This window comes from Pseudonocardia xinjiangensis, assembly GCF_012911925.1.
In the GTDB taxonomy this organism is placed as follows: Bacteria; Actinomycetota; Actinomycetes; order Mycobacteriales; family Pseudonocardiaceae; genus Pseudonocardia; species Pseudonocardia xinjiangensis.
Genome location: NZ_JAAXKY010000102.1, coordinates 1 through 11,432 on the forward strand (window position 1 = coordinate 1; position 11,432 = coordinate 11,432).

Below are 11,432 nucleotides of genomic sequence, written 5' to 3' on the forward strand. Positions count from 1 at the left end.
GTGCCAGACCTGTCCGTACAGGGACAGTTCGGCCTCCAGGCAGGTGACCATGGTGTCCTGGCGCCGGAAGCCGTGGCCCTCGCCCTGGAAGGTGAGGTAGGCGTGGGGAACGTCCTGGCCGGCCATCCGTGCCAGGAACCGCTCGCACTGCGCGGGCGGGCAGATCACGTCGTCCGTGCCCTGCAGGATCAGGAAGGGCACGGTGAAGCGGTCCGGGTGGGAGGTGGGGGAGCGGTCCCGGTAGCGCTCGGGCACCTCCGCCGGCGGGCCGATCAGCGCGTCCAGGTAGCGGGACTCGAAGTCGTGCGTCTCACCCGAGGCGAAGTCCTGCAGGTCGAGGACCGGACACTGGATCGTGGCGCAGGCGTAGACGTCGGTCGACACCAGCGAGGCCGCGGCGGTGAAGCCGCCGGCGCTGCCGCCGCGGATCGCCAGCCGTCCGGGGGCGGCCGACCCCTCGTCGGCGAGCGCTCGCGCGACCGCCGCGCAGTCCTCCACGTCCACCACGCCCCACTGCTCCCGCAGCCGCTCCCGGTAGGCGCGCCCGTACCCGGTGGAGCCCCCGTGATTGACCTCGACCACCCCGATGCCGCGCGAGGTGAAGTAGGCGATCTCCAAGTTGAGCGCGAGTGGGGCCCGGGCGGTGGGGCCACCGTGCACCCACACCACATACGGGGGCAGCTCGCCCTCCGGCGCGCGGAAGGCGGCGTTGCGCGGCGGATACACCTGCGCGTGGATCTGCCGCCCGTCCGGAGCGGTGACGACGCGCTCCACCGGTTCGGGAAGGACCTCGGGATCCACGCCGTCGCGCTGCTCGCTGAGAACCCTGCTCCGCCCGGTGGTCGCGTCGATCTCGACGACGGCATAGCCCTGCGACGGGCTCGCGGCGATGCCGACCACCCGGGTGCCCGATGCCGCCAGGAACGGCAACCACTCGGACCGCTCCCCGGGGATCTCGGTGAGCTCCCCGGTGGCCGCGTCGAGCACGGCAGGTCGCTGCGGGCCGACCCCGTGCAACACGGCGACCCGCCCGTCCGGAAGTGGGACGAACCAGCGCAGGCCGAGGCGTTGGGGTCCGGCGAACTCCTCCTCGGCCGGATGCAGCGCCACGGCATCACCTGTGCCCGGGTCGACGCGGTAGAGGTTCCACCATCCGGTGCGCTCGGAGGCGACCAGCAGGCCACCGCCCGGCAGCCATTCGGCCTGGGCGACCGGATCGCCCGGACCGCCGATCAGCGTGCGTGCCCGGTGTAGACGGCCGTCCTCGGCGACGTCGGCGATCACGAGTTCCGCCGCGTCCCACGGCATGTGCGGGTGGTCCCACGCCAGCCACACCGCGCGGGAGCCGTCCGGGGAGTACCGGGGGCCGGAGACGAACCGGCGCCGGTCGTCGCACAGCTCGCGGACGGCGGACCGGTCCTCCGCGGCCGCTCCGTCCAGCGGGACGGCGGCGAGCACCCTGCGTACGTCCAGGGGGCCGTCGCCGGTGAACTCCTCCAGTACGCAGCGGACCTCGCCGCGGCCGAGGTCGATCTCGGGCTCGGCCCAGCGCAGCCCGCCCCCGACCGGGGAGAGCGGGGTCAGCGGCCGTGGCTCGGCCCCGTCGACGTCGGGCTCGTAGGCGTACAGCCGCTGGTCGGCGAGGTTCACGAACACCACGAGCACGCCCCGGTCCCCGGCGGCGGCCGCCCACGGCCGCCCCCCGTACTCGATCACCCGGCTGCGCACGTCCCATGGCGAGGGCAGCAGTGCCAGTGCGGGACGGTCCGGGCGGCTCCGCACGAGCACCATGCGACCGTCCTCCTCGGGTCGGGGCTCGACCCACCACACCTCCTCGCCGACGGTCCCGACGTACGCGGGAGCACCGATCCGCCCGGCGCTCATCCCCGCGGTGGCCACCGCGGCGGTGATCGGTGAGTCCCATTCACCGAAGGGCGCGACGGTGGTTTCCGAATTCGGGCGAATAGTCACGGTCACCGTTTCTGTCGACGCGGGAACGTCGAGTGGTCGCAGGAAAGTGTCGGTGAAATCGTTGCATGTCGATCTCTGCCGACGACCCGACGCACCTGCCGAGGTCGCGCCCCGTGTCCCGCGAGGGACGACACTGTCGACCGATCGTTCGGTCGGTCGTTAGCATGTCCCGATGCCCGACGACCCTGCTGTGCTCGTCACGCGCGACGACGCTGATCCGGCGGTCGCACTGCTCACGCTGAACCGTCCGGCGCGGTACAACGCGCTCACCGTCGAGCTCAAGTCGGCGCTGCTGGCCGCGGTGGAGGAGCTCGCGAAGGCCGACGACGTCCGTGCGCTCGTGCTGACGGGGGCGGGCAAGGCGTTCTGCGTCGGGCAGGACCTGGTGGAGCACGCCGAGGCGCTGCGCACGGAGCCGTCTACGGCCTTCGACACCGTCACCGAGCATTACAACCCGATCGTCGCGGGGCTGACCGCCCTGCCGTTCCCCGTGGTCGCCGCGATCAACGGCCCGTGTGTCGGCGCCGGTCTCGGGTTCGCGCTCGCCTGCGATCTCCGGATCGCCGCGGCCGGGCTCAAGTTCGCCACCGCCTTCACGGGGATCGGGCTCACCGCCGACTCCGGGCTCTCGGCGAGCCTCGCCCACGCCGTCGGCGTCTCCCGGGCCACCGAGTTGCTGTTGCTGGGGGAGCCGTTCACCGCGGAGGACGCGCAGGCGTGGGGGCTGGTGCGCGCCGTCGTGCCTGCCGATGAGGTGCTGTCCACCGCCACGGACCTGGCCCGGCGCCTGGCCGCCGGGCCGACGAAGGCGTACGCCGAGGTCAAGCAGGCGGTGCGGCTGGGCGCGGTCGCCAAGCTGCCGGAGGTCCTCGCGGCGGAGGGCGCCGCCCAGGCGCGGCTGGCGGTCACGGCCGACCACGCGGGCGCCGTCGAGGCCTTCCTGGCCAAGCGCCGCCCGACGTTCGAGGGTCGATGACGACGGAGACGGCAGGCCGCCGGGCGCGTAGGCCCAGCGGCGGGGCCGGCTCGCTGCTCGAGGTGGCGGTGGGGGAGTTCATCACCCGCGGCTACGACGCCACGAGCATGGAGGACCTCTCCCGGGCCGCCGGGATCACCAAGTCGTCCTTCTACCACCACTTCGCGGGCAAGGAGGCACTGCTGCGGGCCGCGCTGGAGCGCGCGTTGGGCGGCCTGTTCGGGTTGCTCGACGAGCCCGGCGCCACCACGGGCACGCCGCTGGCCCGGCTGCGGCACATCGTCGGCGGGCAGGTGGCGCTGCTCCAGCGGGACCTGCCCTACGTCACGCTCCTGCTGCGCGTGCGTGGCAACACCGAGAGCGAGCGGTGGGCGCTGGAGCGCCGCCGTGCGTTCGACGCGCAGATCGCGGCGCTGGTGCGGGAGGCGGTCGAGGCCGGGGAGATCCGCCAGGGCGTCGAGCCGGCGCTGGCCGCGCGGCTGCTCTCGGGCCTCGTGAACTCCGTGGTCGAGTGGTACCGCCCCGGACGTCCCGGCGCGGCCACCCTCCCCGAGGACGTGACCCGTGCGGTGTTCGAGGGGATCCTGCCGGCTGACGGAGCCGGCCGGATCAGCCGGTGACCAGCGAGCCGCGCCTGGCTCGACGGGTGGAGAGCAGCGCGCCGAGCACGCCGCCCGCCGCGCACAGCCCGACCAGGGCGAGGTAGAGCGGAAGCGAGAAGCCGAACCAGGGGGCGCCCGTGCCCGCCAGACTGACGGCGCCGAGCGAGACGACCGCGATCAGCGTCCCGACCAGAGTGCCGGAGCAGGTGGCGATCAGGGACTCCCAGCACAGGGCCCTGGCCAGTTGTCGGGGCGTGGCCCCGGTCGAACGCAGCAGCCGGAGCTCTGACGCCCTGGTGCTCATCGACATGGCCGTCGAGTTCAGCACCGAGATCATCGTGTAGACCACCGCCGTGCCGATGAGCAGGACGACGGCCCAGAACTGGACGCCGGCACGCTCTCTGCCGTCCGAGGTGTCGGCGATCGCGATCGCGAACACGAACGTGCAGGCCAGCGCGACCGTCAGCATGACGGGGGACGCCACCGCGGCCGCCCGCCGGGGCTGGACGGTGACCGCGGCACGGGCCAGCGCGCCCGGGCCGGGATCGAGCGCGGCGATCGGCGCCGCGAGCAGCCCACCCACCACGCGCAGCAGAACCGGGCCGAATGCCGAGCCTGCGACGCACAGGGCCATGGTGACGACCACGCCCAGTGGCACCGCGTCCGTCAGTGATGCGGTGGACGTGACGCGCAGAAGGACACCTCCGCCGGTCAGCGCCGCGAGGCCGACCGCCGCTCGCCGCCAGGGCAACACCCGGGCCGGGGCGGCGCTGTCACGCAGCACCTCCAGTGGCCCCACCCGGGCAGCTGTCCTCGAGGCGGTCAGCGCCGCCAGCAGCGTGACGACGATCCCGACCGCCGCGCCCACGATGAACGGTGGCGCAGCGAGAGCGACCTCGAACCCCCCGGGCGCGAGCCCCACCCGCGTGAGGAACGCTGCTGTGACGCTCGCCTGCGGCACGGCGAGCGCGCTCCCGGCGACGCAGGCAACGGCCGCAACGGTCAGGGCCTCGGCCACGACCAGCCGTCGCACCTGACCCGGGGTCATCCCCACGGCGCGCAGCAGGCCCCAGGTGCGGCGCTGCTGCAGGACGTGCAGGCTCAGCGTCCCGGCCACCACGAAGATCGACACGAACCCCGACAGGCCGGCGGTCACCGCGAACAACGACATCAGGTCGCGCAGCCGGCCGTCGCCGTGGGCGCTGGTCAGGAGCAGCCCTGCCCCGACGACGAGCATGACCGCCAGCGTGATGGCGGTGAAGGCGGCGACGAGGGAGGTCCGGTTGGAACGGACGTTGCTCCACGCGAGTGCCGTCGGCATCACGGCTGCCCGTCCGTCCGGCTCAGTCTTTCGGTCACCTGCCGTGCCGTCGGCCGGTCCAACTCGTCGACCACCCGCCCGTCGGTCAGGAACAGCACCCGATCCGCCCACGTGGCTGCCTCCGGATCATGGGTCACCATCACCACGGTCTGTCCGTGCTCGTCGACGGCCGCGCGCAGAAGCGCCAGCACCTCCTTGCCCGTGCTCCGGTCCAGCGCTCCGGTCGGCTCGTCCGCGAAGATCACCTCCGGCCGGCTGAGCAGGGCTCGGGCGATCGCCACCCGCTGCTGCTGGCCACCCGACAGCTCGCCCGGGCGACGCCGCTCCCGGCCGGTCAGCCCGACCTGGTCGAAGATCTCGCGCAGCCGGGTCCGCTCGGGACGGCGCCGTCCCAGCCGTGCAGGAAGGAGGACATTCTGCTCGGCGGTGAGCGAGGGCACCAGGTTGAACGACTGGAACACCACCCCCACCCGGTCCCGCCGCAACACGGCCAGCTGGGCCTGCGACATCCCCGCAAGGTCGGCACCTCCGATCCACACCGAACCCGACGTGGGCCGGTCGAGCCCGGCGCCGCAGTGCAGCAGCGTGCTCTTGCCCGATCCGGAGGGGCCCATCACGGCGGTGAAGCTTCCGCGCCGGAACTGTGGGCTCACCTCGCGCAGCGCCGCCACCCCCGTGGGACCGCCGCCGTACGTTCTGCTCACCCGGTCGAACCGCACCGCTGACCCACCATCGGCGTTCACCTCCCCACCTTCTCGGGCCGGGACCTCGGCCTCATCGGGGATGACCCTGTGCTGCCCCTGGACCGGGCCCAGCGGCGCGGCGGGCTCTTGCGTCGGACTGCGCGGTACGGCACGATGGAACCGAACGAACATTCGGTTGGGAGGAACGCCCGATGGACGCGCTCGAGGCCCGGTTCGAGGAGACGATCGCCGCCGACCAGCGGATCGAGCCGCGGGACTGGATGCCTGAGGCCTACCGCCGGACGTTGATCCGACAGATCGCCCAGCACGCGCACTCCGAGATCATCGGCATGCAGCCGGAGGGCAACTGGATCCTGCGCGCCCCGAGCCTGCGCCGGAAGGCGATCCTGCTGGCCAAGGTGCAGGACGAGGCCGGGCACGGCCTGTACCTGTACTCCGCGGCGGAGACGCTCGGCGTCGACCGCGAGGAGCTCACCGAGAAGCTGATCGAGTCGAAGCAGAAGTACTCCTCGATCTTCAACTACCCGACGCTGAGCTACGCCGACATCGGCGTGATCGGCTGGCTCGTCGACGGCGCCGCGATCTGCAACCAGGTGCCGCTGTGCCGCTGCTCCTACGGCCCCTACGCGCGGGCGATGGTGCGGATCTGCAAGGAGGAGTCGTTCCACCAGCGGCAGGGCTACGAGCTGTTGCTGGCGATGGTGCACGGCACCATCGCCCAGCGGGAGATGGTGCAGGAGTCGGTCGACCGCTGGTGGTGGCCGTCGCTGATGATGTTCGGGCCGCCGGACGCCGACTCACCGAACTCCGCGCAGTCGATGGCCTGGGGCATCAAGCGCCACACCAACGACGAGCTGCGCCAGCGCTTCGTCGACATGACGGTGCCGCAGGCCGCCGCGCTCGGCGTCACGCTGCCCGACCCCGGCCTGCGATGGAACGACGAGCGCGGGGCGCACGACTACACCCAGCCGGACTGGGACGAGTTCAAGGCCGTGCTGGCCGGCTCGGGCCCGTGCAACGCGCAGCGGCTGGCGCACCGGCGCCGGGCCCACGAGGACGGCGCCTGGGTGCGCGAGGCCGCCCAGGCCTACGCCGAGAAGCAGGCGGCCCGGCGACTGAAGGAGACGGCGGCATGAGCGAGTACACCGCCGAGGGCGGGCACGGCGCCGTCCCCACGACGGGCGTGGAGACGGGCTCGGGGGAGCCCAAGCGGCGCAGCTGGCCGCTCTACGAGGTGTTCGTCCGCGGCAAGCGCGGGCTCAACCACGTGCACGTCGGTTCCCTCCACGCACCCGACGCCGAGATGGCCCTGCACAACGCCCGCGACCTCTACACCCGCCGCAACGAGGGCGTGAGCATCTGGGTGGTCCGCGCCGACGACATCACCGCGTCGAGCCCGGCGGAGAAGGACCCGTTCTTCGCGCCGGCGGGCGACAAGGTCTACCGGCATCCCACCTTCTACGCGATCCCCGAGGACGTGCCGCACCTGTGAACACGCACTCGCACACCGAGGAGCAGGACGCGACCAACGCCTACCAGTCGCTCGCGGAGACGGTCGGGCACGACGACCCGCGCTGGGCGTTCGGGTCGGGCGTCGAGGACGTGCAGGCCGAGATCACCTCGCCGGTGCCCGACGGTGTCGACGCGGGCGAGCTCGCGCAGTACTGCCTCATGCTCGGCGACGACGCCCTGATCTGCAGCCACCGCCTCTCGGAGTGGGTCAGCAACGCCCCCGAGCTGGAGGAGGACGTAGCGCTCGCCAACATCGCGCTCGACCTGCTCGGGCAGGCCCGCGTCCTGCTCGCCAGGGCGGGGCACGTCGAAGGCGGGCAGCGCGACGAGGACGCGCTGGCCTACCTGCGCACGGAGGCCGAGTTCCACAACGTCGCGCTGGCGGAGCTGGGCGACGGCCTCGACTTCGCCCGCGCGATCGCCCGGCTGCTGCTGTTCTCCACCTGGCGCCTCGCATTGCTCCAGCGGCTGCTCGGCTCGCGCGACCCGGTGCTCGCTGCCGTGGCGGGCAAGGGCGTCAAGGAGGTGGCCTACCACCGTGACCACGCCGCCCGCTGGACGGTGCGCCTGGGCGACGGCACCCCTGAGTCGCACCGGCGGATGCAGGCGGCGCTGGAGGGCGTGTGGCCCTACGTCGGGGAGCTCTTCCGCACCTCCGACGTGGAACGCAGCCTGGCCGCCTCGGGTGTCGCGGTCGACCCGGCCGACGTCCGCGACGAGGTCGACGCCGTGCTCGACGAGGTGCTCGCGGCGGCCACGCTCACGCGTCCGCAGCGCCCGGCCATCGGGACCATCGGCGGGCGCGGTGGCCGCCAGGGCCTGCACACCGAGCAGTTGGGACACGTGCTCGCGGAGATGCAGAGCCTGGCGCGCCAACACCCGGGGGCGACGTGGTGACCGGAGCCGAGGTCCGCGCGCGGGCGGCGGCCGCTGCGGTGGTGGACCCGGAGATGCCCATGCTCACGCTGGCCGACCTCGGCGTCATCCGCGACGTCGACGTGGTGGCCGACGCCGTCACCGTGACGATCACGCCCACCTACTCGGGCTGCCCCGCCATCGACGCCATGCGCGACGACCTGCGCGTCACCCTCGCCGAGGCCGGGTTCGCCCAGGTGCAGGTGCGCACCGTGCTCTCGCCGCCGTGGAGCACCGACTGGATCTCCGACGAGGGCAGGCGCAAGCTCACGGAGCACGGCATCGCGGCGCCAGGGCGCGCCGGGCCGCGGGCCGCCGGGCCGGTGCCGCTCACGCTGACCGCGCCGTCGGCCGCGGTGCGCTGCCCCCGGTGCGGGGCGCCGACCACCGAGGAGATCTCCCGGTTCGGACCCACGGCGTGCACGGCACTGCGCCGCTGCCCGGCGTGCCGGGAGCCGTTCGAGCACATGAAGGAGATCTGAGTGGTGCCGGCCACCGAGATCGCCACCCGCGACCGTGCTGCCGATCGGGCCGACGATGTCGTGTCGCCTGCTGCCGGCGGCTTCCGGCTCCTGCGCGTGGCCGCCGTCGAACGGCTCTGCTCCGACGCGGTGGCCGTCACGTTCGAGGTGCCCGAGCACCTGCGGGAGACCTTCGCGTTCCGCCCCGGCCAGTACCTGACGCTGCGCATGGTCGTGGACGACGGCGAGGAGCGTCGCTCCTACTCGATCTGCGCCCCGGCCGGGGCGTCGCCGAAGGTCGGGGTGCGGCGGGTCGACACCGGGCTCTTCTCCGAGTGGCTGGTCGACCGCGTGCAGCCGGGCGACGAGATCGAGGTCGCGCCACCCGCCGGCTCGTTCACCCCCGACCTGGAGCCCGGCGCCCACCACGGCCTCGTCGCCGCCGGTTCGGGGATCACCCCCGTGCTGTCGATCGCGGCGTCCGTGCTGGCCGCCCACGACGACACCCGAGTCACGCTGTTCTACGGCAACCGCCGCACCGACACGGTGATGTTCACCGAGGAGCTCGCCGACCTCAAGAACGTCCACGGCCCCCGCCTGCAACTCGTGCACGTGCTCTCCCGGGAGCCGATGGCCGCCGAGGTCTTCTCCGGACGACTCGACGCCGCGCGGCTGCGCCTGCTGCTGGGTGCGCTCGTCGACGTGGCGGACGTCGACCACTGGTGGCTCTGTGGTCCGCTCGGGCTGACCACCGACGCCCAGGCGGTGCTCGTGGAGCTCGGCGTGCCCCGGCAGCGGGTGCACCGGGAGCTGTTCTACGTCGACGAGCCGCCGCCGGAGCTGTCCCGGACCGAGCCCGGGACCGACGGCGAGACCAGCGACGTCACCGTCGTGCTCGACGGGCGGGCCACGACCCTGACGCTGCCGCGGGACGAGAGCATCCTCGACGCCGCGCAGAAGGTGCGCGGTGACCTGCCGTTCGCGTGCAAGGGCGGGGTCTGCGGCACGTGCCGGGCCCGCGTCACGGTGGGCGAGGTGACGATGCGGCGCAACTTCGCCCTCGAGGACGACGAGGTGGCGGCCGGGTTCGTCCTGACCTGCCAGTCCCGGCCGGTCACCGAGGACGTGACGGTCGACTTCGACAGCTGAGCCGCGTCGGCCGGGCCCGATGGTCACGCGACGGCGACGCTGCCCCCGCCGTCGACGCGCAGCGTCTGCCCGGTGATGAACCCGGCCTCCTCGGAGAGGAGGAAGAAGATCGCCGCCGCCATCTCGGACGGCCGGCCGAACCGGCCCATCGGGACGCCGGAGAGGTAGCGCGCCTCGCCCGCCGACCCGGGCGGGTTGATGCCCCGGAACAGCTCGGTCTCGGTCGGGCCCGGGGCGACCGAGTTGACGGTGATCCCCGTGGTGGCGAGCTCACCGGCCCAGGCGCGGGAGCAGAACTCGAGCGCGGCCTTGGCGGCGCCGTAGGAGGTCCGGTCGGCCTTGCCGACCGTGACCATGCTGGTGACGTTGATGATCCGCCCCCAGCCCCTGGGCGGTCATGGCGGGCAGGGCGGCCTGCGTGACCTGCACGGCGACCCGGACGTTGACGTCGTAGACGTCGACCAGGTGGTCGAGGTCGACGGACCCGAGCATCGCCGGGCGGACGAGTGCCACGTTGTTGACCACGGCGTCGACGGCGCCGCTGCTCAGCACGTCGTCCAGTGCCGTCGCGGTGGCGGCGCGGTCGGCGAGGTCGACGGTGTGGAACCCCTCCCCGGGAAGTCGGCAGGTGCGGTGCGCGCCATGCCCACCGGTCGGAGGCCTGCGTCAGCGAGGGGCACGGCAAGGGCGTGCCCGATCCCCTTCGACGCTCCGGTGATCAGCACTCTTCTGGAGATCATGTGTCGCTCTCTGTTCGAGGTCATTGCCTGCCCTCCCGAGCGCGGGCCAGCACGTCCTCTCGGGCGCGTCGTGCCGTGCGGGCGGGTGTGCCCCCTCCTGGCCACCCGCCCGCACATTTATAACGGTACTGATCTGATCAGGAGATATATAATACCGTTTCTGATATGGTTGCTTGTCGGCGTTGCTATGATTGCCGGGAGGTTTGGTCATGACGTTGTTGCAGCTCCGGGTGCTGCTCGCGGTCGCAGAGCAGGGCGGGTTCACCCGCGCCGCTGAGCAGATCGGCATGTCCCAACCCGCCGTCAGTCGGGCCGTTGCCACCCTCGAGGACGAGCTGGGCACATCGCTGTTCACCCGCCGCCGCGACGGGATCACCCTCACCGAGGCGGGGCACCGCGCGGTCATCCACGCCCGCGGCGCTCTGACGCATTTCGACCTGCTGCGCACCGAGGTGGCCGCGATCGGCGGACAGGTCACCGGCACCCTCCGCCTGGCCAGCGTGCCCAGCGCCACCGGCACCCTCATCGCCCCCCAGCTGGGCACCTTCGCCGAGCGCTACCCCCAGGTACAGGTGCGTCTGTTCGAGGGCGAGGAACCCGAGGTGCGCACCTGGCTCGACCAGGGCGCCGCCGACGTCGGGGTGATCTTCCTGCCTGCCCCCGGCCGGGAGATCGCCGTGCTCGACACCCACGAGATGGTCGCCGCCCTGCCGGCCGGGCATCCCCTCGCCGGGCGACCCCGTGTCAGCATCTCCGCCCTCGCCGGGCAGCCGTTCATCTCCAGCGGCGGCTGCGGGCCCGTCATCATGGCGGCCGCCCGCAACGCCGGGACGCGCCTCGACGTCGCGTACGAGGCCAGGGAGCTCACCGCGATCATGCAGATGGTCGGCACCGGCCTCGGTGTCAGCATCGTGCCCACGCTCGGCCTGCCCGCCGGCTTCGACGGCGTCGTCATCCGCCCGCTCGAGCAGCCCCCCACGCGCACCCTGGCCATCGCACTGGGGAGCGCGGACTCCACGCCCGCCGCCCGCGCCTTCTTCGACCACGTCGCAGGGGCCGGGCAGCCGAGCGCCGCCTGAGC

General features: G+C 73.0%; 12 protein-coding genes and 1 pseudogene. 8 read left to right on the plus strand and 5 right to left on the minus strand.

Going from position 1 to position 11,432, the window contains the following annotated elements; translation table 11 throughout:
* Positions 1–1,899, minus strand: a 1,899-nt coding sequence (locus HF577_RS25585; protein WP_312859380.1) for a S9 family peptidase, incomplete at its 3' end; no start/stop codon positions are given.
* Positions 1,900–2,143: 244 nt separating this feature from the next.
* Here HF577_RS25585 and HF577_RS25590 point away from each other — a divergent pair.
* Positions 2,144–2,947 (plus strand): enoyl-CoA hydratase/isomerase family protein, encoded by an 804-nt coding sequence (locus HF577_RS25590; protein WP_169398501.1) that lies wholly within the window; start codon positions 2,144–2,146, stop codon positions 2,945–2,947.
* Complete coding sequence (locus tag HF577_RS25595) at positions 2,944–3,567, plus strand: TetR/AcrR family transcriptional regulator (RefSeq protein ID WP_169398502.1); 624 nt, start codon at positions 2,944–2,946, stop codon at positions 3,565–3,567. Before HF577_RS25590 ends, HF577_RS25595 begins: the two co-directional genes overlap by 4 nt.
* On the opposite strand, the gene HF577_RS25600 is transcribed toward HF577_RS25595, so the two are convergent.
* Both HF577_RS25600 and HF577_RS25605 read right to left on the minus strand, forming a co-directional pair.
* Positions 3,557–4,870 (minus strand): ABC transporter permease, encoded by a 1,314-nt coding sequence (locus tag HF577_RS25600; protein ID WP_169398503.1) that lies wholly within the window; start codon positions 4,868–4,870, stop codon positions 3,557–3,559. The two genes, HF577_RS25595 and HF577_RS25600, sit on opposite strands and share 11 nt — an antisense overlap.
* Entirely contained in the window at positions 4,870–5,613 is a 744-nt protein-coding gene (locus HF577_RS25605; RefSeq protein ID WP_312859381.1) for an ABC transporter ATP-binding protein, read from the minus strand. Before HF577_RS25605 ends, HF577_RS25600 begins: the two co-directional genes overlap by 1 nt.
* 152 nt (positions 5,614–5,765) lie before the next feature.
* On the opposite strand from HF577_RS25605, the gene paaA reads away from it, so the two are divergent.
* Genes paaA through paaE form a run of 5 tightly spaced genes read left to right on the plus strand, consistent with a single transcriptional unit; the run spans position 5,766 to position 9,611 of the window.
* On the plus strand, positions 5,766–6,710 hold the full coding sequence (gene paaA / locus HF577_RS25610) for a 1,2-phenylacetyl-CoA epoxidase subunit PaaA (protein WP_169398505.1): 945 nt from the start codon (positions 5,766–5,768) through the stop codon (positions 6,708–6,710).
* Positions 6,707–7,066, plus strand: a complete 360-nt coding sequence (gene paaB / locus HF577_RS25615; RefSeq protein ID WP_169398506.1) for a 1,2-phenylacetyl-CoA epoxidase subunit PaaB — start codon at positions 6,707–6,709, stop codon at positions 7,064–7,066. Before paaA ends, paaB begins: the two co-directional genes overlap by 4 nt.
* Positions 7,063–7,983, plus strand: a complete 921-nt coding sequence (paaC, locus tag HF577_RS25620; protein ID WP_169398507.1) for a 1,2-phenylacetyl-CoA epoxidase subunit PaaC — start codon at positions 7,063–7,065, stop codon at positions 7,981–7,983. Before paaB ends, paaC begins: the two co-directional genes overlap by 4 nt.
* The gene (gene paaD / locus HF577_RS25625) at positions 7,977–8,483 is read left to right on the plus strand and encodes a 1,2-phenylacetyl-CoA epoxidase subunit PaaD (protein WP_407692238.1); all 507 of its coding nucleotides are present in this window, start codon (positions 7,977–7,979) and stop codon (positions 8,481–8,483) included. The genes paaC and paaD overlap by 7 nt, the downstream gene beginning before the upstream one ends.
* 60 nt (positions 8,484–8,543) lie before the next feature.
* Positions 8,544–9,611 carry a 1,2-phenylacetyl-CoA epoxidase subunit PaaE gene (gene paaE / locus HF577_RS25630; RefSeq protein ID WP_169398524.1) on the plus strand — a complete coding sequence of 356 codons (1,068 nt, stop codon included), beginning with the start codon at positions 8,544–8,546 and terminating at the stop codon, positions 9,609–9,611.
* Between the two features lie 23 nt (positions 9,612–9,634).
* On the opposite strand, the gene HF577_RS37625 is transcribed toward paaE, so the two are convergent.
* Positions 9,635–9,967 carry an SDR family oxidoreductase gene (locus tag HF577_RS37625; protein ID WP_211174822.1) on the minus strand — a complete coding sequence of 111 codons (333 nt, stop codon included), beginning with the start codon at positions 9,965–9,967 and terminating at the stop codon, positions 9,635–9,637.
* Positions 9,882–10,211 (minus strand): annotated as a pseudogene (locus HF577_RS37630) (SDR family NAD(P)-dependent oxidoreductase); the annotation flags it as partial. The pseudogene HF577_RS37630 and the gene HF577_RS37625, both read right to left, overlap by 86 nt.
* Positions 10,212–10,560: 349 nt before the next feature.
* Between HF577_RS37630 and HF577_RS25640 the strand changes: the two are divergent.
* A complete protein-coding gene (locus HF577_RS25640) occupies positions 10,561–11,430 on the plus strand; it encodes a LysR family transcriptional regulator (RefSeq protein WP_169398508.1) in 870 nt (289 codons plus the stop codon).
* Positions 11,431–11,432 lie beyond the last annotated feature (2 nt).